The 20,679-nt window shown below is 55.8% G+C and carries 22 protein-coding genes; 14 read left to right on the forward strand and 8 right to left on the reverse strand.

Features of this window, described 5'->3' with window-relative positions:
• Positions 1 to 6: 6 nt before the first annotated feature.
• Complete coding sequence (locus SADFL11_RS14365) at positions 7 to 792, reverse strand: TVP38/TMEM64 family protein (protein WP_040452825.1); 786 nt, start codon at positions 790 to 792, stop codon at positions 7 to 9.
• A gap of 363 nt (positions 793 to 1,155) precedes the next feature.
• Here SADFL11_RS14365 and rpmH point away from each other — a divergent pair, with 363 nt between their 5' ends.
• The 8 genes from rpmH to SADFL11_RS14405 all read left to right on the forward strand — a co-directional run bounded on the left by rpmH (position 1,156) and on the right by SADFL11_RS14405 (position 7,781).
• Positions 1,156 to 1,290: a 50S ribosomal protein L34 gene (gene rpmH / locus SADFL11_RS14370; RefSeq protein ID WP_081450549.1), complete on the forward strand. Its 135-nt coding sequence runs from the start codon at positions 1,156 to 1,158 to the stop codon at positions 1,288 to 1,290.
• Positions 1,291 to 1,347: 57 nt separating this feature from the next.
• A complete protein-coding gene (rnpA, locus tag SADFL11_RS14375; protein ID WP_008193124.1) occupies positions 1,348 to 1,761 on the forward strand; it encodes a ribonuclease P protein component in 414 nt (137 codons plus the stop codon).
• A complete protein-coding gene (gene yidC, locus SADFL11_RS14380; RefSeq protein WP_040452822.1) occupies positions 1,761 to 3,584 on the forward strand; it encodes a membrane protein insertase YidC in 1,824 nt (607 codons plus the stop codon). Before rnpA ends, yidC begins: the two co-directional genes overlap by 1 nt.
• Before the next feature lie 190 nt (positions 3,585 to 3,774).
• Complete coding sequence (locus SADFL11_RS14385; protein WP_008195247.1) at positions 3,775 to 4,455, forward strand: CatB-related O-acetyltransferase; 681 nt, start codon at positions 3,775 to 3,777, stop codon at positions 4,453 to 4,455.
• Positions 4,456 to 4,465: 10 nt separating this feature from the next.
• A complete protein-coding gene (gene yihA, locus SADFL11_RS14390; RefSeq protein WP_008191498.1) occupies positions 4,466 to 5,113 on the forward strand; it encodes a ribosome biogenesis GTP-binding protein YihA/YsxC in 648 nt (215 codons plus the stop codon).
• Between the two features lie 105 nt (positions 5,114 to 5,218).
• The gene (gene argB, locus SADFL11_RS14395; protein WP_040451449.1) at positions 5,219 to 6,106 is read left to right on the forward strand and encodes an acetylglutamate kinase; all 888 of its coding nucleotides are present in this window, start codon (positions 5,219 to 5,221) and stop codon (positions 6,104 to 6,106) included.
• Positions 6,103 to 6,846: a pyrimidine 5'-nucleotidase gene (locus tag SADFL11_RS14400; protein ID WP_008193794.1), complete on the forward strand. Its 744-nt coding sequence runs from the start codon at positions 6,103 to 6,105 to the stop codon at positions 6,844 to 6,846. The genes argB and SADFL11_RS14400 overlap by 4 nt, the downstream gene beginning before the upstream one ends.
• A 71-nt stretch (positions 6,847 to 6,917) precedes the next feature.
• Entirely contained in the window at positions 6,918 to 7,781 is an 864-nt protein-coding gene (locus SADFL11_RS14405; protein WP_008193740.1) for a LysR substrate-binding domain-containing protein, read from the forward strand.
• A gap of 5 nt (positions 7,782 to 7,786) precedes the next feature.
• On the opposite strand, the gene SADFL11_RS14410 is transcribed toward SADFL11_RS14405, so the two are convergent.
• Complete coding sequence (locus SADFL11_RS14410; protein WP_008189900.1) at positions 7,787 to 8,692, reverse strand: DMT family transporter; 906 nt, start codon at positions 8,690 to 8,692, stop codon at positions 7,787 to 7,789.
• A 260-nt stretch (positions 8,693 to 8,952) separates the two neighbouring features.
• On the opposite strand from SADFL11_RS14410, the gene dapD reads away from it, so the two are divergent.
• Complete coding sequence (dapD, locus tag SADFL11_RS14415; RefSeq protein WP_008191883.1) at positions 8,953 to 9,804, forward strand: 2,3,4,5-tetrahydropyridine-2,6-dicarboxylate N-succinyltransferase; 852 nt, start codon at positions 8,953 to 8,955, stop codon at positions 9,802 to 9,804.
• Between the two features lie 72 nt (positions 9,805 to 9,876).
• Here dapD and SADFL11_RS14420 read toward each other — a convergent pair whose 3' ends face one another.
• The 4 genes from SADFL11_RS14420 to SADFL11_RS14435 all read right to left on the reverse strand — a co-directional run bounded on the left by SADFL11_RS14420 (position 9,877) and on the right by SADFL11_RS14435 (position 14,412).
• A complete protein-coding gene (locus tag SADFL11_RS14420) occupies positions 9,877 to 10,470 on the reverse strand; it encodes a hypothetical protein (RefSeq protein WP_040451445.1) in 594 nt (197 codons plus the stop codon).
• A gap of 17 nt (positions 10,471 to 10,487) precedes the next feature.
• The gene (gene dapE, locus SADFL11_RS14425; RefSeq protein ID WP_040451443.1) at positions 10,488 to 11,651 is read right to left on the reverse strand and encodes a succinyl-diaminopimelate desuccinylase; all 1,164 of its coding nucleotides are present in this window, start codon (positions 11,649 to 11,651) and stop codon (positions 10,488 to 10,490) included.
• 36 nt (positions 11,652 to 11,687) lie between these two features.
• The gene (locus tag SADFL11_RS14430) at positions 11,688 to 12,110 is read right to left on the reverse strand and encodes a DUF805 domain-containing protein (protein WP_040451441.1); all 423 of its coding nucleotides are present in this window, start codon (positions 12,108 to 12,110) and stop codon (positions 11,688 to 11,690) included.
• Positions 12,111 to 12,810: 700 nt separating this feature from the next.
• Complete coding sequence (locus SADFL11_RS14435; protein ID WP_081450548.1) at positions 12,811 to 14,412, reverse strand: arylsulfatase; 1,602 nt, start codon at positions 14,410 to 14,412, stop codon at positions 12,811 to 12,813.
• 268 nt (positions 14,413 to 14,680) lie between these two features.
• On the opposite strand from SADFL11_RS14435, the gene SADFL11_RS14440 reads away from it, so the two are divergent.
• From SADFL11_RS14440 to SADFL11_RS14460, 5 genes are all read left to right on the forward strand, one after another.
• On the forward strand, positions 14,681 to 14,899 hold the full coding sequence (locus tag SADFL11_RS14440) for a hypothetical protein (protein WP_008191537.1): 219 nt from the start codon (positions 14,681 to 14,683) through the stop codon (positions 14,897 to 14,899).
• 66 nt (positions 14,900 to 14,965) lie between these two features.
• Positions 14,966 to 15,382: a DUF4345 domain-containing protein gene (locus SADFL11_RS14445; RefSeq protein WP_008195758.1), complete on the forward strand. Its 417-nt coding sequence runs from the start codon at positions 14,966 to 14,968 to the stop codon at positions 15,380 to 15,382.
• A gap of 321 nt (positions 15,383 to 15,703) precedes the next feature.
• On the forward strand, positions 15,704 to 17,812 hold the full coding sequence (locus SADFL11_RS14450; protein ID WP_209002605.1) for a mechanosensitive ion channel family protein: 2,109 nt from the start codon (positions 15,704 to 15,706) through the stop codon (positions 17,810 to 17,812).
• A 102-nt stretch (positions 17,813 to 17,914) separates the two neighbouring features.
• Positions 17,915 to 18,745, forward strand: coding sequence for a DUF2189 domain-containing protein (locus SADFL11_RS14455; protein ID WP_008189851.1), 831 nt, complete (start codon positions 17,915 to 17,917; stop codon positions 18,743 to 18,745).
• A 94-nt stretch (positions 18,746 to 18,839) separates the two neighbouring features.
• Complete coding sequence (locus tag SADFL11_RS14460) at positions 18,840 to 19,292, forward strand: hypothetical protein (RefSeq protein ID WP_008194236.1); 453 nt, start codon at positions 18,840 to 18,842, stop codon at positions 19,290 to 19,292.
• 11 nt (positions 19,293 to 19,303) lie between these two features.
• Here SADFL11_RS14460 and truA read toward each other — a convergent pair whose 3' ends face one another.
• Positions 19,304 to 20,122, reverse strand: a complete 819-nt coding sequence (gene truA, locus SADFL11_RS14465; protein ID WP_008190484.1) for a tRNA pseudouridine(38-40) synthase TruA — start codon at positions 20,120 to 20,122, stop codon at positions 19,304 to 19,306.
• A gap of 8 nt (positions 20,123 to 20,130) precedes the next feature.
• Positions 20,131 to 20,670: a GNAT family N-acetyltransferase gene (locus SADFL11_RS14470; protein ID WP_008194314.1), complete on the reverse strand. Its 540-nt coding sequence runs from the start codon at positions 20,668 to 20,670 to the stop codon at positions 20,131 to 20,133.
• Positions 20,671 to 20,679 lie beyond the last annotated feature (9 nt).

The following is a 20,679-nucleotide window of genomic DNA, read 5'->3' on the forward strand; positions in this document are numbered from 1 at the left end:
TTTTGATTATCGGGAGCGCAAACGCTTCAAGACGACGGGGATCAGACTCGCGATACCAAGGGCAAAGAATGCTGCAATCAACTGCGGTGTGACAAGCGCCGAGATTTCGACTGAGCAAGTTCCAGCGGACGCGCAGCCAGGATTGGCCGCTTCCTGGGCCGCAATAACGCTGTCGAGACCGGACCCAATGAAAGCAAAAGCGAATGTGCCGGGTATGATGCCGACAAATGTGGCAAGCGCATACGACGGTAAAGGCATTTGAAAAACAGCAGGTGCAATGTTCACCAGCCAGAAGGGGAAAATCGGCGTCAGGCGGAGAAAGAGGAGATAGTTGAAGGCGTCTTGCCGGAACCCTTCGGACAATCGTGTCAGGAAGGGACCTGCCCGCGCCGTCAGCACATCTCCGACCGAGGAACGGGCGATCAGGAATACTGCTGCTGCGCCCAAGGTCGCGCCAAAAACAGTGGCCAAGCCGCCGATAACCCAACCGAACAGAAAACCGCCCGCGATCGTGAAGAGCGAGGCACCCGGGAACGACAGGGCGACAGTGGCGGCATAAAGACCGATATAGCTTAGGACGGCCACTGCAAGATTGGCATCAACGAAGGTGATCAGCTGCTGCCGCTCCATGATAAGCGTAGAAAGTGTAAGATGTTTATGCAGGCCTTGTGAAAACGCGAGTGCCATCAGGGACAACAAGACAACAAGTGGAGCCCACTTTTTCGCAATCGCTGAAAACGAGCGTCCGGGCACCGAATTCTCTTTTTTGTCGTTTTCGTCGGATGCGTTCATTGCCTCCGCCTCATTGCCGCGCATTGGCCAATCACTCCATTATCCCTATTTCCGCCGCTTTTGACCGGTAGTTGTGCCGATGTTTTAAGGCAGGTGTACCTTAAACGGTGTAAAAAGAAGTCGGTTTCACTGATAAGTGAGGCTGGCAGTGTTTTCGGTCACCTGTGTGTGATTGCCCGAGAAAGCGAGAATCTCGGCGACACAAGTTGACTCCAAACACCATGACGCTTATAAGCGCGCTCGATCGGGACATGCATTCGGACCCAAGGCTTTTTAGGAGCTGCGCTGGCTGAGCGCTTCGAGTGCTTCCTCCAAAGAATTTAAATGAACAAGGGCCGCGCTTAAGCCGCGCGGGGAAGAACAATGAAGCGTACGTATCAACCGAGCCGTCTTGTCCGCAAGCGTCGCCACGGCTTCCGCGCACGTATGGCCACCAAAAGCGGCCGTCAGGTGCTTGCTCGCCGTCGTGCGAAGGGCCGTAAGAGCCTCAGCGCCTAAGCGGCAACTGATTGCAGCGCCGGATTGGCGGCGCATGCCAACAGCCAATCCGCAGCCATGAACACACTCAAAAAGCGCTCCGATTTCCTTGCGGTTGCCAAAGGCGGCCGTGTAGGTCGGCGCGCTTTTGTTGTTCAGGGCTTGCAACGCAGCGCCGAGGCTGCGCCGCGTATTGGCTATACAGTCACAAAAAAAACCGGCAATTCCGCTGTCCGCAGCCGCATCAAGCGGCGCTTGCGTGCGGCAGTTGCAGAGCTGGCATCAGCCGAAATTCCACAAAATGCCGATTTTGTGCTGGTCGCGCGTGAATCTGCACTGACTCTTCCCTTCCCAAATCTGGTTGCAGACCTTAAGTCTGGGCTAAACCAGGTGCTGGATCCGGCGACACCGCGTGGGCGCGGCAAGCCACGCAAGGGAAACCGGCAGAAACAGATGCATCACCGTACAGGTAACAGGGGTAAATCCAGTTGATTTCTGAAAACCGCAATACGATTCTCGCAATCGTTCTGTCCCTGATTGTTCTGCTGGCCTGGCAATATTTTTATGCCGGTCCGCAATTGGAGCGCCAACAGGCGGCACTTCAGGCCCAACAGGAAGCAGAGGCTGCTCAACAGTCGGCACCAGGCGGGGTGAACCCCGACGCACCGACCCCATCCGTTGCCGGCTCGGGCACGACCGTAGCACCTTCCGCCACAAGCCCTCAAGGTTTTGCCTCTCGCGAACAGGCTCTTTCTGCGACACAACGCGTCGTCATTGATACTCCGCGCCTGGAAGGGTCTATTAACCTGACAGGCGGCCGTCTCGATGACTTGCGGTTGAAAGACTATCACGAGACAGTCGACCGGAGCAGCCCGACCATCGTTCTGTTCTCTCCGACCGGCAGCCCGAACCCGTACTACAGCGACTACGGCTGGGTTGCTGATGCAGGTGCCAGCATTACCCTGCCGGGACCGGATACTATTTGGTCCGTCAACGGTTCGTCGGACCTCACGCCATCCACGCCTTTGACCCTGTCCTGGGACAATGGCGAAGGCCTTGTGTTTAATCGCACGTTCTCGGTGGACGAGAACTACATGTTCGACGTCACCCAATCGGTGACAAACAACTCTGGCGATGTGGTTACGCTTTACCCATACGGGTTGATCGCACGTAAAGGCATCCCTGAAACAACCGGCATCTGGATCCTTCACGAAGGTCTGCTTGGCGTCTTTGGTGAAGAAGGCCTCGTAGAAGTCGACTATTCCGATTTGGAAGAAGATGGTCCGGTTCGCCCGGCAGCAGTCGATCGCGGATGGCTTGGCATCACCGACAAATACTGGGCTGCGACCCTCATCCCGACACCTGGCCAGGAATTCCAACCCGGCTTCAGCTACGCCGCGCAGAGCGGCAACTTTCAGGCCGATTACCTCGGCAATGCGGTTGTCGTTCCTGCCGGCGGTGTCGGTGAAACCAGCTCATACCTTTTTGCCGGTGCCAAGGAGACCAATCTCCTCGACGCTTATGAGGCGTCCCTCAGCATTGAGCGTTTTGAGCTGCTGATCGACTGGGGCTGGTTCTACTTCCTGACTAAGCCGATGTTCTACGCCATCGACTTCCTTTTCCATTACTTCGGAAACTTTGGCGTCGCGATCCTGCTCGTCACCGTCATCATCAAACTGTTCTTCTTCCCGCTGGCAAACAAATCCTATGTCAGCATGAGTAAGATGAAGCTTGTGCAGCCCCAGATGACGGAGATCCGCGAGAAGTATGCGGATGACCGGCAAAAACAGCAGCAAGCGCTGATGGAGCTGTATAAGAAGGAAAAGATCAATCCGCTGGCCGGCTGTTTGCCGATCCTGATCCAGATCCCGGTATTCTTTGCACTCTACAAGGTGTTGTTCGTTACCATCGAAATGCGTCACGCGCCCTTCTTTGGCTGGATCCAGGACCTCAGTGCACCGGATCCGACATCCTTGTTCAATCTGTTCGGCCTGATTCCGTGGGATCCGCCACAGCTGCTGATGCTCGGCGTATGGCCGCTCATCATGGGCATCACCATGTTTGTCCAGATGAAAATGAACCCTGCTCCGCCAGACCCGACACAGCAGATGATCTTCACCTGGATGCCTGTGGTCTTCACCTTCATGCTGGCATCGTTCCCGGCAGGTCTCGTGATCTACTGGGCTTGGAACAACTCGCTTTCGATTGCTCAGCAATGGGTGATCATGAGCCGCCAAGGCGTCAAGGTGGAGCTTTGGGACAATATCGGCTCCATGTTCAAACGAAAGAAACCGGCAGCCGACGACAAGAGCTGACAAACCCGGAAAATCGATATATAGACCGAAGGCCTCGCCATCTGGCGGGGCCTTTTCCAATCTCGGAGTGTCCAGTCAATGAACCACTAAGGCAAAGACCAGTTCCGCAAGGCGAAGCCGCTGACCGGTTGGTCGACCGCGTTTTCAATGACGCGCCCAACTTCCCTTGTTTCTTTGTTTTGGAGGTCCCATGCACGGCCCAATCCCTGACCACACCTATCCATTCAACGGTGAGCCGCACACGGTTTTTTTAAAAAATGTCATTACCCGACCCAACATCGAGGTCGGCGACTACACCTATTATCACAATGACTCACACGCGGCGGAGTTTGAGAACCGCAACGTGCGCTATCACTTTGATTTCGTCGGCGACAAACTCAGGATTGGACGGTTTTGTGCGCTCGCATCAGGCACAACGTTCATCATGAATGGCGCAAACCACGCCATGACCGGCTTTTCGACCTACCCGTTCAATATCTTCGGCAACGGTTGGGAAGAAGGGTTCGATCCAGCGACGATCTTTGATCACCTCCGCGGCGACACGCTTGTGCAGCATGACGTATGGTTTGGCACCAATTCCGTTATCATGCCAGGCGTAACCATTTGTTCCGGTGCGATCATCGGTGCCCATGCTGTCGTTGCGTCGGACATCCCTCCATTTGCAATCGCAGTCGGTAATCCGGCACAGGTCATCAAAATGCGCTTAGGCGAGCGAACGATCGAACGTCTCCTGGACATTGCATGGTGGGATTGGCCGGTTGAGAAAATCTCCCGGAACCTCTCGGCAATTAGAGCATCGGACATCGATGCGCTGGAATCTGCGGCCATGGAACCTGCGAACATGCTCGACGCAACTGCGCAGGCAGGTTAGAAGGCAACTCATGAGTGACTATGAGACCTATTCCGAAGAAGATCTGGAGGCCGGGCGGCTGATGTTTGCCCGGCAATGGGATTTTCTGACCAGCGTGACCGATATGGCAAATTTGCCGCCTGCCGCCGGCACGGAAATCGCTTTCGCCGGACGATCGAATGTCGGCAAATCCAGCCTGATCAATGCTCTGACCGGACGAAAGGGGCTTGCCCGGACATCGTCCACGCCGGGCCGGACACAAATGCTGAACTTCTTTGTCGCGCCAGAAACACCGCTCACAATCGTCGACATGCCCGGCTACGGATATGCGCAAGCTCCAAAAGAGCTGGTCGAGGCTTGGACGAACCTCGTGTTCTCCTACCTGCGTGGCCGTCCTAACCTTCGGCGCGTAATCCTGTTGATCGACAGCCGTCACGGGATCAAGAAGAACGATCTTGAGGCGATGGAGCTGCTTGATAAGGCTGCGGTTGTCTACCAGGTCGTGTTGACAAAGGCCGACAAAATCAAGCCACCTGCCCTGGTGCGCCTGATCGATGAAACCAAGGCCGCATCGGCTAAACGGGTGGCAGCCCATCCTGAGATTATCGCAACTTCTTCGGAGAAAAACCGGGGCGTAGATGAGCTCCGGGCAGAGCTTTGTAACCTCGCCACTCAATAGACCTGCTGGGCTTCATTGATTGTGAGATCTCGCCAAACCCGGTATAGCAAAGCTCTTTCGCTTTCATGGACTTCTGCCGACTAAACTGAAGAGAATCGTTTCTTTATGACCGCACCTGAAACTTCGAGCCGCGCGCACATTATCTCGCAAGCTTTGCCCTACATGCAGCGCTATGACGACAAGACTGTTGTCGTGAAGTATGGCGGGCATGCCATGGGCGATACGGATCTCGGTCAGGCATTCGCTCGAGACATCACGTTGTTGCGCCAAAGCGGCGTCAATCCTGTGGTGGTTCACGGCGGAGGTCCGCAAATCGGTAAGATGCTCGAGCGGCTGAACATTGTCAGTGAGTTCAAGGGCGGACTGCGGGTCACGGACAAGGCAACGGTCGAGGTCGTCGAGATGGTCCTCGCCGGTGCGATCAACAAAGAAATCGTGCAGCTGATCAACGCCGAGGGCGGCCGTGCGGTCGGCCTTTGCGGCAAGGACGGCAATCTGATCAAGGCGCGTAAGTTGAAGCGCACGGTGGTCGACCCAAACAGCAACATTGAAAGCGTTCTGGATCTCGGGTTTGTCGGAGAACCGGCAGAAGTTGACCCGACGGTCCTCAAACTCGTTCTCAAAGAAGACATTATCCCAGTCGTTGCCCCGGTTGCTCCGGGCGATGACGGCGAAACGTACAACATCAACGCCGACACCTGTGCCGGTGCAATTGCGGGTTCTTTGAATGCCAAACGCTTGTTGTTCCTGACCGATGTTCCGGGTGTTCTCGACAAGGATGGTCAACTGATCAAGCAGCTGACCGTTGCAAAAGCGCGGGAACTGATGGCGGACGGGACGATCTCCGGCGGCATGATCCCAAAGGTCGAGACTTGCATTGACGCGCTGGAACGCGGTGTTGAGGGCGTGGTTATCCTGAATGGCAAGGTGCCGCATGCGGTGCTCTTGGAACTCTTCACCGATGGCGGCGCCGGGACGTTGATCAGACCGTGACCGACAATCCTTCCCTTCCGACCGAAGGCCGGCATGCGCACCGGCAAGACTTGCGAGTATTTCAGGGCGTTGAGGCTTGGGTGTTCGATCTCGACAACACCCTCTATCCGCACGAGGCTGACCTCTTTCCGCAGATCAATGACCAGATCTCGAAGTATGTGCAGAAAATTTTTGACCTTGGGCGGGACGAGGCCATGGTGCACCAAAAGGCGTTGTACCATGAATACGGCACCACGTTGCGCGGGCTGATGACCACGCACAGCATCGATCCGGACGACTACCTCGCCTTCGTCCATGACATCGACTATTCGAACCTCGCACCCGACCCCGATTTGGGCACCGCGATCGAAGCCCTACCAGGCAAAAAATTCATCTTCACGAATGGTGATCGTCCGCATGCCGAACGCACTGCGGAAGCACTCGGCATTTCGAACCATTTCGAAGACATTTTCGATATCGTATCCGCAGAGCTAATTCCAAAGCCCAACCGTGAGACATATGAGATGTTTTTGGCACGGACAGGAGTTGCCCCGGCACGAGCTGCCATGTTCGAGGACCTCGCCAAGAATCTCTCCGTTCCGCACCATCTCGGCATGCGCACTACGCTGATTGTTCCGAGAGGATCTCGCGAAGTCTTGCAGGAGAACCTGGATCTGGAAGCAGATCCCTACCCGCATGTTGATTTTGTGACCGAGGACCTGGCAGGATTTTTGAAAGCCGTCAAAGGATCACTGGCTTAGGTGATATCCCTTCTGGCTTAAGAGCCGCGTATCTCTTAGATTGAGAAAAACTCAATCTGGTTCGGTCATCAATGGCGTCTCTTCGCGCACTCAACGCTTTTGCCCTGCTTGCCCGTCACGGACGGGCAGCACTGGCGGCTGAAAAACTGGGCGTGTCCCCCTCCGCCTTGTCGCATCTGATGCGCAAGCTGGAAAGTGAACTTGGGGCAACTCTGGTCAACCGGGATGGCCGCGGTTTGACCTTGACCGAAGAAGGTCAACGGCTCGCACTCAGTCTCGGCGATGCGTTTGATAGAATTGATGAGGCCGTTGACAGCTTCAAGCGGCGTGGCCGCACGGAGTTGCGCATTAGCACCGTGTCGACCTTTGCCACACGGTGGTTGATCCCTCGCCTGCCACAGTTTCAATCCAACCAGCCGGATGTAGAACTTCTGCTGTCGACATCCACGCGGATGGTTGATCTGGATCGTGAGAATTATGACTGCGCTATCCGCCTCGGGACGGGCAACTGGCCAAGCGTCGAAAGCCATCTCCTTTGGAAGGAGCATTTGGTTGTCGCCGTGGCGCCCGGTTTGTTGGCTGGCAAGGACCCTGAGGACCCATCCGTCCTGACCGAACTGCCCCTGCTACATAGCGCGTCCCGCCGCAATGACTGGAGCCAATGGCTCAACGCGGCTGGTCTTGATCATCCGGATACGAAATCAGGAACTCTACTGCAGAGCCGGGACCTTGCCATACAGGCTGCCATTGCTGGCATGGGTGCAATTGCGATCGATCGCCGATTTGTTTCCCAGGAACTGGAGGCCGGCCATCTCATTTGCCCGGACTGGACCGTATTGGAGCTGGAGACTGGATACTGGTTTGTCCGCTCGCCGGCACGGACCCTGAGCCGCCCGGTGTCGGCCTTCCGTGATTGGCTTCAGGACGCTGCGTGATCAACTCAGCTCCAAAGAATGATACCCAGCACAGCCAGCACAATCAGGGCGCAGCCAGCGATCTCTGATCGTGCGATTGTTTCCTTGAACACCAACCATGACGCCAGGAACGTGAACACCAGCTCGATCTGTGCCAACGCACGGACATAGGCAACGTTCTGCAAGGTCATGGCCGTAAACCACCCGATTGAACCGGCCACACCGGTCGCTCCCGCCCAGATGGCAACGCGCCAAGCGGCTAGACTGGCTGTCAGTTGCTCGGGTTCCCGGAAGATCATCCAGGCGATCATGACGATGGTCTGAAAAAGCGTTGCGTAGGCCAGCGCAAAGCCGGCTTGCATCGGAACACCCGTGCCCTCCAGGGACAAAGATGCGACACGATAAGCAGCAGCAGACGCGCCAAACATGGCAGCCGAGCCCAAGCCGATCAAGGCAGGCCTGCTCATCAAAGATTGCCGGACGACCGAAGCACTCAATGACGTCCGGGCGAGTGAAATGACGATCACGCCCGCAATACCAATCAAAATGCAGAAACCGGTCGCCCAGGAGATTTGCTCGCCCAAAAGCAGGAAACCAAAAAGCGCTGCCTGGATCGGTTCCGTTTTCGAATAGGCCGTGCCGACTGTAAAATTCCGGAAGGAAAACAGATAGACAAGCAGGAACGTACCGAAGATCTGAGCCAACCCTCCCAAGGCCCCCGCGATCAGGAATACGGAGTTGATTTCCGGAAACGCAAAACCAAACCCGGCATGCAAGACCGCGACATAAAGACTTGCAAACGGAAATCCATATCCAAACCGAACGAAGGTCGCACCTGTGCTGCCAAGCTGGCCTTTCAAGTGTTTCTGAACAGCTGAGCGCAAATTCTGGCAAAATGCAGCAAAGAGCGTAATCGGGATCCAGAGTTCCATCTGAGTATCTATCTGATTATTGATTTAATCTCAATATACAGCCGACCAAATTATAGAATAATTATTGTTTTGAGCAACTATTAATGAATTTTACTCAACTATATAAAGGATTTATCCATTGAACAGAGAAAGTGTTTCCTGCGCAAGCGCCATTTGTTTGCCGTTTGCCGACCCGTTCTGGTCGCAGCCGCGCTTGACACCTGACGGTGCGGAGGCTTAGGTCCGCGCTGAAATCCTCAGTTCCGGAGACTTGCTTCCAGATGACACACGACCTAGCAGCCCTTTCGAAAATCATTGACGCGGCGTTCGAAGACAGTGCCTCGATCGACATCCACACGACCGGCGACGTTCGTAATGCTGTTGAGACCACGCTGAACCTTCTCGATCGTGGGCAATTGCGGGTTGCTGAGAAGAAAGACGGCGACTGGGTTGTCAACCAGTGGGCCAAGAAAGCGGTTCTGCTGTCGTTCCGTCTCAACCCGATGGATGTAATCAAGGGCGGTCCGGGTGATGCGACCTGGTGGGACAAGGTGCCGTCCAAGTTTGACGGCTGGCGCGGTCTCGATTTTGAAGACGCTGGCTTCCGGGCTGTGCCGAACTGCACCGTCCGCCGCTCCGCCTTCATCGGCAAAGGTGTTGTGCTAATGCCGTCGTTCGTCAACCTCGGCGCATATGTCGACGAGGGCACGATGGTGGATACCTGGGCAACTGTCGGCTCCTGTGCTCAGATTGGCAAGAACGTTCACCTGTCGGGCGGAGTTGGTATTGGCGGCGTCTTGGAGCCGCTTCAGGCCGGTCCTGTCATCATCGAAGACAATTGCTTCATCGGAGCCCGCTCAGAAGTGGTTGAGGGCTGTATTGTCCGCGAAGGCTCTGTCCTGGGCATGGGCGTTTTCATCGGCAAGTCGACAAAAATTGTCAACCGCATGACCGGTGAGATCACCTACGGCGAAGTCCCACCGTATTCGGTCGTTGTTGCCGGCTCCATGCCCAGCGCAAACACCATGGGCAATGGTGTAGCTGCCCCGCACCTCTACTGCGCCGTTATCGTCAAGACGGTGGACGAAAAGACACGGTCCAAGACCGCAATCAACGAGTTGCTGCGCGACTAAACTTCGAAAGCTTGAGTCTAAATCGTAAAACCCGCCGGTCTGCGGCGGGTTTTCTGCGTTTTAACCAGCAACTCAAGCTGCCCAAAGACGTCCCGTAAGCTCACCGATCACAAGCGACAAAAGAATGTCGAGGAATACAATCCCGATCGCCATGCTGACTGATGCCTGCAAGGCAATGCGCGCAATCAGGAACCGGTACCAGAGCACGACAATCAGGCAGGTGAAGGACAGCAGCACCATGATCCCGGACGGGATGATGCCGGTCAGGTACAACAGAGCAATCATTAAGTAAGGCATGGACGCCAGAATGCTCGTCCAGTTGCGCACCACGATAAAGGGTACATATTGCCGCGAGATCCCAATCGGCCCGGCGATCAGTGCCAGGATGAGGGGCAGTGTTACCCAATCGATGCCGAGGCTCATGAATTGAGCAAACCAGTAAGTGTCCGCCGGAAAAAGCTCTGCGACGATGACGTTTTCAGAAATCAGCAGTTTCTTTTCCGCCATGGCGCTGACCAGAAACACAGGCGCCAACAAGAAGATCACTTGAAACGATCGCCAAAACCCCTGCAAGGACAGGTCGAAATAGGACATTCCCTGAGGGTCGCTGCGCAAAAGAAGCCAGGACCCTTCCCATGCTGCCCGCAATTCATTGGTACTGATCAAATCCCGACGGCTCCGGCCTATTTCGAAAAGTAGCTGACCAGGAATCGATGATAGATCGCAGCCAGACGGTCAAGATCTTCCACTGCGACACATTCATCAACCTTGTGCATCGTTTGGCCGACCAGACCAAACTCCACAACAGGACAGTAGTTCTTGATGAACCGAGCATCTGACGTCCCACCGCCTGTCGATAGTTCCGGCGTCCGCCCTGTTTCCTCAGATACGGCTTTGCTGAGCGCCTCAATCAGCGTTTCATCTTTGGTCAGGAAAGATTCGCTGGCGTCTCTTTTAAACTCGATGTTCATTTTCAAGGAACCCAGGTTCACCGTTTCCAGCGTCTCCAGGATCTTTGCCTTCAGGCTGTCCAGCGTCCAAGCGTCATTATAGCGGATGTTAAACCGGAACTCTGCCCGTGCCGGTATGACGTTGAATGCCGTGTTGCCGACATCGACCGTCACGATCTCCAAATTGGAGGGCTGAAACCGCTCATTGCCTTCGTCCAATTTTAGATCGTTGAGTGCAGCCATCAAATTTGTCAGGCCCGGGATCGGATTGTCCGCAAGATGCGGATAAGCAGCATGGCCCTGAACGCCGGTGACTGTGACAATGCCCGAGAGAGAGCCCCTGCGGCCAACCTTGATTGCATCTCCAAGGGCAGCCGGGTTGGTCGGCTCGCCGACGATGCAGGCGTCAAACCGATGGCCTTGCTTGTCAGCCCACTCCAGCAACTTGACCGTGCCGTTGATTGCCGGTCCTTCTTCGTCACCCGTGATCAGAAACGAGATTGTACCGCCGAAATCCGTTCCATTCTGGTCGACAAATTCCAGGGCAGCCGCTGCAAAGGAGGCAATGCCACCCTTCATATCAACGGCGCCGCGTCCATAAAGCACGCCGCTATCGACTTCCCCCTCAAATGGGCCATGCGTCCAGTCGGCTTCAGAACCTGCTGGAACAACATCAGTGTGCCCCGCGAAAACGAAATGCGGGGCTCCAGACCCAACGGAGGCAAAGAGGTTTTCAACATCCGGCGTATCGTCGTCCTGAAAAACCACTCTATCCACGCGGAAACCGGCGTCTTTCAGAAGCGTCTCAAGCGCCGACAATGCGCCGCCTTCTTTCGGTGTGACAGACGGGCACCGGATTAAATTCCGGGCGATGGCGGTGGCAGGCGACATGGACATGATACGCACTTTTGTAGTGTTGGATGGCAGGCGGGATCAGCTTTTGCGCCAGTAACTGTTGGGCAAGGGGCCATGCTTGTTGGGTTCTGCGACGCCCGGCGTGAAACCAACGATCAGAACCATCAGGATATTCAGGCCAGGCACAAAGATCAGCAAGGCCCAGAAGCCACTGAACCCCATATCCTGCAATCGTTTGATCACAAGCGCCAGTTCGATCCACTGCAGAACAAAAAACAAGATCGGAAACAGCGGATTGGATTCCATGAATTGGGAGATTGCTACCGTCTCAGCCGTGAAATCGATCTCGGTCGAGCTCCACCACATATTCACTGAAATCGCGATAACGACCCAGACAAGCGCAAAACACAACCAATAGGGTTCCCGCCCGATGCGTCCGATTGGGCTGAACAAGGCCCAGACGGGACCGGGGGAAATATTGGCGCTCGGAGCGTTGGTCATAGAAGTCCACTTGTTAAAATCGGGTCTGGACAGGAGTTAGTCGCTTAGGACATCGGGATCAAGCTTCGTTCTGCGCGAACGACGCACTCCAACACCGCTCTGGTTTTTTCTGTCGCAACAAGTCAACAATACCGCTGCGTAATTTTTTGTCAGGCTTTTGTCGCTACGGCAACCGTGCTTCCACCTGCTCTCCAGCAACAGTCGATGGAAAAGCCCACGTCTGCTCTGGCACCATGTCAAGTGAGTAGTTATCACCTCTCCACTTGGCCAGCCCAGGTTGGTCCGGACCTATTAAGAAAGGTTGCGAGGATCATTAACCGCGCAAATCTGATTGCCCGAAGACGTGCAAGCCGCTGAACTCAGCAAGGGTTACAACCTTCTGACGGCAATGGCAGACGACCCTTCGGATACGATATCACTGAAGAGACTCTTATCTTGGCTGGAGGCTGGTTTGAATCAATTCTTAAACCGAGCCTTGCAAGAGCCCCGTTCTGACCAACACGAAGCTTAAGAGTAGTCCAGATTGCGGAAGCCAAGTACTGGAGGCGCGGCTCAATCTCTATATGATTCTATTCTCGACTAACCCACTACAATCCGCTTCGTGAATTAGCATTCATGATAGTTGGAAGACGGCCTCGCCTCCAAATCGGATTCAAGACCGTCTCACAGTGTTTAATAATATATCGCTACCCTATAGGATCTATTGGGCAAACCCGCCTTCGGAGCTGGTCTGTGCTTGCACCTCGCTCTCATTGCTGACAGCAGTGCCCCGTGGCGGGAAGGCCTGGAACGTTGCCAGATGCCGTTGCACGAGCTTCGCCGCCGGACCAAAGGCCCACATCTTGTTACCCATCCAGCGGGTGTACAATCCGCTCTCCTCCGCCGCCTTTTCATAAGGATCCCGGCGGAGATTGAAGAGCAGCGGCGCATTCAACTCTTCTTTCGGTCCGGCCCAGCCATGCTTCTGGATCACGAAATGCGCCTTCCAGTCCCGGTACCGGACAGCCTGAAGGTCGGTGCCCTCATAATAGATGATTTCATCCCGGCTGCTGTCGCCCGTTCCAAGGAGGTAGGGAAGCTGGTTGTAGCCATCCAGATGAACGGTATAGCCGTCATACCCTTCAAGCAGCTGCTCGGAAAGATTGTCAGGACCACCGGCCGCGGCAACCAGGGTTGGCATCCAGTCAAGACCGCTGAAGATCCCGTTGAGCACCTGCCCCTCGGCGATCTTGCCGGGCCAGCGAATGATCGCCGGCACCCGGAACCCGCCTTCCCAGGTTGTTCCCTTTTCGCCATGAAACGGCGTGGTGCCGCCATCGGGCCATGTCATGGTTTCCGGACCATTGTCGGAGGTGAACATCACGATGGTGTTGTCGGCAATCCCAAGCTCGTCGAGGCGTGACAGTACCTTACCAACATTGTTATCAAGTTCCTTCATCACGACGTCTTGCAGTCCGCGGCCGTCCCCCAGCATGGCCTCGTATTCCGGGCTGAGATGCGTCCAGACATGGGCACGGGCCGGTGCCATCCAGATAAAAAACGGGGTCTGCCTTTCAACGGCCCGATCCATAAAGTCGATCGTGTGCGCGGTGACCTCATCGTCAAGTGTTTTCTGGCGCTCGGGAGGGGCTGGTCCGTCGTCGACAATGCGCTGTTTGCCAACTTTGCCCCAGCGGGGATCCACCGTCTCGTCTTCGGTCTCTGTTGCGAAGGAATGAATGATATTTCGCGGACCGAATTGTGCCGCGAATTCGGGATCCTTCGGCCAGTCTGGATCGGAGGTATACTCCATGGCATTGAGATGATAGAGCCACCCCCAATATTCATCGAAACCCTTGGCTGTCGGCAGATATTTGTTCAGGTCGCCAAGATGGTTTTTGCCAAACTGACCAGTTGTATAACCGAGAGATTTCAACACGTTGGCAAGTGTTGGATCGTCCTCATTTAGACCGACCGGGTCACCGGGAAGTCCCACTGTGTGCATTCCGGTGCGCACCGGAAACTGACCGGTGATGAAGGCCGACCGGCCGGCCGTACAGCTCGGCTCCGCATAATAGTCCGTCAGGCGGGCACCTTGCGCGGCGAGCCTGTCAAGGTTTGGGGTTTCAATGCTCTTGATGCCGCCGTGATAGCTGCTCAGGCTTGCCCAGCCGACGTCGTCCGCCATAATGACCAGAATGTTCGGCTTGTCTGTTTGGGAAAGCGCCGGCGCAGCGCCCACAACGGCACAGGCCGCCGCGGCGAACACGGCAGACACCTGCGATCGAAGTCTGCCGGTGAACGGCCATTTATCTCGTTTCATGAAAATCCTCCGTAATCCAGAAATACGAGGCCAGGCCCCACTCGGCCCAGCCAATCCCGGCACAGCGTCAGGCAAGCCGCGTGCCAGCCCGGATGGAGCAAGCGCCCGGACAGCCGCAGCACAGCCCACGCTGGTCTATCCCGGCAGGATTCGCAATCCCGCAACCTGACTTAGCGTCACTTTTTTCAAGTTTCGAAAACCGGGATTTCGATTTTGCAAACACCCTCGGCAGCGTCCCTTTGCAAAATGCACCGGGGGTCCGCGCGTCTTGCGCCGTGCCAAGCTCAATGACCTGTCGCCGCGAGCCTGCTTTCAATTCCGAAACCGGTCCGGAAACAATGGGTTCCGTAAGTCATCTTTCAAGCTTCTGAGGAAGACTGGCGGTGGTTTGCAAGACAAGGGCAGCATCTGGCGTGCGTCTTGCGATCCGTTCGACACCACGGTCGTCACGGCCTTGCCCGTTGGCCTGTCCGATCCTGGCACGTGAACGGCCTGGCAGCTCACACCGCCCGACGACATTGGATGACAGAGAGAATTGGGAAAGCAGAGTGCAATGACCCCTGATACGAAACAGCGGCTGTTCCTGGGGATCGCGGCAGCAGGCCTCACCCCGATTGCCTTATCCTATGGTCTCCTGCCAGGCCTGACGTTGCCGTGGCTTTTTGGCGTGGACGCGGCCGGGATCAACACCCGGCACATCTTTCGCGCCGTCATGGGCTTGTATCTGGCGCTGGCAGTCTTCTGGTGTCTCGGGGCCCTTCGGCCCAACCTGCGGCTGCCGGCGCTCTGGAGCCTTGTGATCTTCATGCTGGGGCTGGCGCTTGGCCGGGCCCTCAGCCTCACCATGGATGGCATGCCGCATCCATTGTTGACCGTCTATATGCTCCTCGAGGTCGGGTTTGCCGCGATAGGCGCCCTGCTGATCCGCCAAAGCCGGTCTCCGCCCGGATCCTTCCGGCTTGACCACTAAACAAGGTGCAAAACCTATGTTCAGACGACAAAGGCAACAGGAAAACGAGAGACTGCACCAACACTTCTCTGGTTCTTTCTGTCGCAACAAGTCAATAATACCGCTGCGTAAATTTTTTGGCAGGCTTTTGCCTATAGTGAGAATAACGCAGATATCCTCCAGTTCCACTTCCTGAGCGGGGCACCCATGAAAAATGTTTCGGTAATAAAGAATCCCATCGCCTATTTCCTCATCGCACTCATTGCCATCCCACTTTTCATAACTCCCTCAAACGCCCAGGAAACGGCAACAGCGCTTCCACCAGCTCTCCAGGAAGAGTCGATGGAAAAGCTCGCTTCGGATCTCGACCCGGATCAAGTCAATGCCCTGGCTGACCTTGTCACGTTGCTGCAAGAAGGCGCAGACGCCAAGAACGCCAGCAATGGCGCAGCTACAGACGGACGCAGCTTTATCGAGCAATTGCAGTCCGCAGTTGGCGCCTTCGGGGCCATGATCGCCGGCCATTTCCAAAACTTGCCTGCACTTGTTACAGGGATTGTGTCGGGAATCGCCGCCTTGTTCGCGGGCTCGGTCGCCGGACCGGTCCACATCCTCCTAGGCTCGATCGCTCTGCTCTTGGTCACGGGTTATGCTGCCGAGTTTCTTTTCAACCGATTGGTCATAAAGAAACGAGAGCAGATACAGTCGCAGCAACCGGAGTCTCTCTTCCAGACCGTCAAGACTGTCTCGATCCGTGCCGGACTGGATCTTGGCGGACTGATCATATTTGCGATTGTTGTCATGATTGTCGGCCGGTTGGCGATCTTCGACCCTATGACCCGGTCCTTTGCGTTCCAGGCAGTGTTTTGGATTGTCCTGCTGCCGAGGGTCATTGCGGCGTTGCTGCGATTTGCGCTTGCGCCCCAGCGCAGCGAACTGCGTTTGGTAAGCGCAAATGACACCACCGCAAAGTCGCTCTACCGCAGCTTCACGTCACTGTTCGCTTTTGTCGGTGTTTCGTTCTTCGTGCGCGACGTGATGCTGGCGACCGGGGCAGATGTTGGCGAGACCTATCGTTTCTTTATCGGTTTCGGTGTGAACGCCTGGCTGGTCGCTGTTCTCTGGAAATCGCGGCATGGCCTCACAAACATCATTCTGGGCGACGATGACGAACCGACCAGCGGCCTGGAACGCATGGCGCGGTTCTGGCCCTATTTCTCGATGGTGTTCATCGTCTTCAACTGGTTGCTTGTCCAGATCACATCCAGCATGGGCATCGATGCATTGACTGCGGGCCGGTCGCTCGGCGTCATTGCTCTGGTGGTCTTTGCCCCGTTCCTCGACACGATGGTTCGCGGGATCGTGTCCCACATTGTTCCGCCAATGCAGGGCGAAGGTCCGGTTGCCGAGGCCGCACACATGCAAACCCGGCAAAGCTATGTCCGGATTGCCCGTGTCGCATTGCTGGCATTTCTCATCCTTACCGTAGGCCGTATCTATGGCCTCAACCTGTTGGCCCTTGGCGGTGATGGGGGATCTGACGTTGCCCGCAACAGCGTTATCTTCCTTCTGATATTGGCCGCGGGGTATTTGGCGTGGGAAATCACCAATCTCTGGGTCAGCCGCCAACTGGCGAAAGACTCGCCGCCACAAGCCGCCCAGGACGAGGAATCCGAAATGGGCGGTGCCGGCAAGTCCCGCCTGGCGACAATTCTGCCGCTTGTCCGGGTCGTTCTGCAGGTCACCATTGTCACCCTCACCGTCCTGCTTGGATTGAGTCAGCTTGGAGTCAACATCACCCCGCTGCTTGCTGGTGCCGGTGTTGTCGGTCTGGCGGTCGGATTTGGAGCACAAACGCTTGTGAGCGATGTTGTCGCGGGCATTTTCTTCCTGATGGACGACGCATTCCGCATGGGTGAATTCATCAACACTGGCGGTGCGCAAGGCACGATTGAAAAGATCTCGATCCGGTCGATGCAGCTGCGCGGCACGAAGGGAGCTGTGCATGTCGTGCCTTATGGTCAGATTTCAAATCTCACCAATCTGTCGCGCGACTGGGTCATCATGAAACTGAAATTCACCATCCCGTTCGACACCGATCAGGAGAAGGTCCGCAAGATCTTCAAGAAAATCGGCCAAGAGATCATGGAGATGGAGGAATACAAGGACGACATGCTTGCGCCATTCAAAGGCCAGGGCGTCGCAGATGTCGACGATGTCGGTATTGTCGTCCGGGGCAAGTTCACCACCAAACCTGGCAAACAGTTCGGTGTCCGCCGGGAAATCTACAAGCGTGTCCAAAAGGCGTTTGAAGAAAACGGGATCCAGTTTGCCCGCAAGGAGGTCCGGGTGCAGCTGCCGGAAAACACAAAACTCGATGATAGCGAAAAGGAAGCCATTGCCGCGGCAGCGGCAGAAGCTGCAGCCCCTAAACCAGCTCCTCGGACTTAGTTTGAAAAGTAAGCCCTTCTGCGCATTGGCGGAAGGGCTCCCTCAAGCGTATCATTGAACCACAGACATATGTTTCGTGCGCTTTTGGGAGGAAGCTGAGACATGAGCGAACAAGAATTGGCGTCAAACGAGCTGCGCCCAATGCCGCAGGTCAACAAGATCACCGCAAATGACGTGATCGATGCACTGGCCGCAGGTATGGCGGATTTCCGCCGGGCCCCGGTCTACGGCATAACGATCGGAGCAATCTTTGCGGCAGGGGGACTGTTTGTTGTCCTCAGCGCCGCTGCACTGAAGATGAGTTACCTGTCCTATCCGGCCGCCGCCGGGTTCGTTCTTCTCGGCCCTTTTGCCGCAGTGGGACTTTACGAGGTCAGCCGCAGACTGCAATCGGGGGAAGAGCTCTCCTGGTCCAAGATTTTGGGCACCATGTGGGCGCAAAAGGGCCGGGAACTCTCCTGGATGGCGTTTGTAGTCCTCTTCATCCAGATCATGTGGATGTATCAGGTCCGGCTGCTGCTTGCGCTCTTTTTAGGCTTCAGGTCATTCGCTTCGTTTGAAGAGTTTTTGACCGAGATTGTCTCGACGCCGGAAGGCCTGATGTTCCTGGCCGTCGGGCATGTGGTCGGTGCCATCCTGTCCCTAATCCTCTTTTCTCTGACCGTCATCTCGTTCCCGCTCCTTCTCGAAGAGGACCGGGATTTCATAACGGCAATGATCACAAGCGTTCGTGCGGTTGTCACGTCTCCAGTGCCGATGATCGGCTGGGCGTTCGCCGTGACCGCCACATTGATCGTCTCGATGGCACCCGGTTTCCTGGGATTGATTATCACACTGCCGATCCTCGGACACACAACATGGCACCTTTACAAAAAGTGCGTGGTAATGCCGGAGGAGCCAGCGTCAAGCGTTCAAACTCAATCTTCAACTTAAGAAGCCCTAGCCAGCTGTAATAAGCTCTTCTTAATCACTGTCTCGTCATTCTTGCGGCTATGAACAATGGATTGGTAGTTCGGCGGAAATTGATATGGCGAACACACGACAGATCACACGTCCTTGGGTGGCTTCGATTGGGCTGCTCTTTGGAGGTTGCGCGCTATTGATCGTTCTGTTCCATTTTGGCGCCGGTCCGCTCGACCCTCAGCCAACCATAGGTCAGACGATCGGCGAAACAGCGGCTGACATCAGACAATCTGCCGTACGCGCCCTGAAAGGCGAACCTCAACCAGAGCCAGAAGCCCAGCCCTGGAGCCTGGATCGTTTGCTGAAGACCCTAGGGCCAATTCTCGGTGGTGTGGCAATTCTGCTTGGGACGCTGGCGTATGTGCTTAGAGAGGACCGGAGGTTGGCGACCACCGCGGTCGGGATCGGCGCGTTTGCTATCGGCTTTCAGCTCTTTACGTGGACCATTTTGATGGTTGCCGGGGTTATTCTACTCCTCGGTATAATGTATAATTTGGGGAGTGTTTTGGGAGAGTAGGCGTTGCTCGACTAAGCTTCAGTCTCTACAGCAGCCATCTCTGCCTTGCGCGCCTGCCACTCTACCAGGGAGTCAATGTCCACCTGCGCGGGCCGGTAATCAACACGTGTCAGGTAAAGACCGTCAGCTGGAGCGACCGGACCACACGCTTTCCGGTCCCGGGCTTTCAAGGCGTTGGTGATGTCGCCAGGTCCCCATCGGTCTTCTCCAACCAATCTCAATGTCCCAACCATTGAGCGGACCTGATTGTGCAGGAAAGACCGGCTGGAACATTCGGCAATCACAAAATCGCCGTCCCGGTAAACTGAAAAATGCTCAAGCGTCTTTTCCGGGCTTTTTGCCTGACACCGGGAGTGACGGAAGGTCGTAAAATCATGGTGGCCAACGAACTCCTGTGCCGCCTGGTGCATGGCATCGGCATCCAGCTCATGTTTCACGTGCCAAGCCAAACCGAGCTGATGCGTTAACGGTTGCAGGCGATTGTGGATTCGATAGCGATAGGCACGCCGGATCGCAGAGAAGCGGGCATCAAATCCCTCATGCATTTCTTCACAATCAAGGATGACCACCGGGTCTGGCTGGCAATGGAAATTCAACGCACCCATGACGGTTTTGGTAGGCCATTGCTTTGAGAGATCCGCATGGCACACCTGACCGGTTGCATGAACACCAGTATCCGTGCGCCCTGCCCCGCCAATGGTCACTTCTTCGCCGGAAAACGCTTTGATCGCCCGCTCGATCACCGCCTGCACGGACGGCGCATTTGCCTGCCGCTGCCATCCGGAAAACGGCCGGCCATCATACTCCACGGTCAGCTTGTATCGCGGCATCGGTCTTCTTAATCAAACTCTTCAAAGGGCGTGGCGAAGGTAACTTCGATCGGCAAGTTGTTCGACCCGGCTTCGGTCAAGGGTGCCGCCATAAAAGCCGCACCGGCATAGGGTCCATGAACTTTTTTTGCCAAGTCCGCATCAAAGCCAAATCTTGGGAAATAGCTCGGCGGACCGAGCACCAAAACCAGATCTTCTTGCAGCTCGCCGAGACGCTTCATTGACGATTCAATCAGCCTGGATCCGATACCTTTGCGTTGCTCACCAGCTCGTATCGAGACTGGGGCAAGACAGGCAACCTGAACGGCTTGATTGGCCCCAATCGTTGTGTTGGTGACCCGACTAAACGCTATATGTCCTAGGAAAGCGCCATCAGGTGCTACTGCCACCTGTTCCAGTACGAGCGCACCGCAATGACGTAGCTTGTGTACGAGGCGCGCTTCCATATCCGACGGATAAACGGACAGAAGGAGCGCCGCAACAGCCTTTTCATCCGCAGGTGTGAGTTCCCGGATGGTTATGTCGGAAATGGTGCCGTCTTTGCTCATTGGTCGCTC

The sequence above is a fragment of the Roseibium alexandrii DFL-11 genome (assembly GCF_000158095.2).
Classification (GTDB): domain Bacteria; phylum Pseudomonadota; class Alphaproteobacteria; order Rhizobiales; family Stappiaceae; genus Roseibium; species Roseibium alexandrii.

Coding starts and splice junctions, on each gene's coding strand:
- SADFL11_RS14430 (WP_040451441.1), bottom strand. CDS start 12,110: ATGACCAACGCTCCGAGCGCCAATATTTCCCCCGGTCCCGTCTGGGCC.
- rpmH (WP_081450549.1), top strand. CDS start 1,156: ATGAAGCGTACGTATCAACCGAGCCGTCTTGTCCGCAAGCGTCGCCAC.
- SADFL11_RS14470 (WP_008194314.1), bottom strand. CDS start 20,670: ATGAGCAAAGACGGCACCATTTCCGACATAACCATCCGGGAACTCACA.
- SADFL11_RS14445 (WP_008195758.1), top strand. CDS start 14,966: ATGACCCCTGATACGAAACAGCGGCTGTTCCTGGGGATCGCGGCAGCA.
- SADFL11_RS14460 (WP_008194236.1), top strand. CDS start 18,840: ATGGCGAACACACGACAGATCACACGTCCTTGGGTGGCTTCGATTGGG.
- SADFL11_RS14435 (WP_081450548.1), bottom strand. CDS start 14,412: ATGAAACGAGATAAATGGCCGTTCACCGGCAGACTTCGATCGCAGGTG.
- dapE (WP_040451443.1), bottom strand. CDS start 11,651: ATGTCCATGTCGCCTGCCACCGCCATCGCCCGGAATTTAATCCGGTGC.
- SADFL11_RS14385 (WP_008195247.1), top strand. CDS start 3,775: ATGCACGGCCCAATCCCTGACCACACCTATCCATTCAACGGTGAGCCG.
- argB (WP_040451449.1), top strand. CDS start 5,219: ATGACCGCACCTGAAACTTCGAGCCGCGCGCACATTATCTCGCAAGCT.
- yihA (WP_008191498.1), top strand. CDS start 4,466: ATGAGTGACTATGAGACCTATTCCGAAGAAGATCTGGAGGCCGGGCGG.
- SADFL11_RS14455 (WP_008189851.1), top strand. CDS start 17,915: ATGAGCGAACAAGAATTGGCGTCAAACGAGCTGCGCCCAATGCCGCAG.
- SADFL11_RS14405 (WP_008193740.1), top strand. CDS start 6,918: ATGGCGTCTCTTCGCGCACTCAACGCTTTTGCCCTGCTTGCCCGTCAC.
- truA (WP_008190484.1), bottom strand. CDS start 20,122: ATGCCGCGATACAAGCTGACCGTGGAGTATGATGGCCGGCCGTTTTCC.
- SADFL11_RS14450 (WP_209002605.1), top strand. CDS start 15,704: ATGGAAAAGCTCGCTTCGGATCTCGACCCGGATCAAGTCAATGCCCTG.
- SADFL11_RS14365 (WP_040452825.1), bottom strand. CDS start 792: ATGAACGCATCCGACGAAAACGACAAAAAAGAGAATTCGGTGCCCGGA.
- rnpA (WP_008193124.1), top strand. CDS start 1,348: ATGAACACACTCAAAAAGCGCTCCGATTTCCTTGCGGTTGCCAAAGGC.
- dapD (WP_008191883.1), top strand. CDS start 8,953: ATGACACACGACCTAGCAGCCCTTTCGAAAATCATTGACGCGGCGTTC.
- SADFL11_RS14410 (WP_008189900.1), bottom strand. CDS start 8,692: ATGGAACTCTGGATCCCGATTACGCTCTTTGCTGCATTTTGCCAGAAT.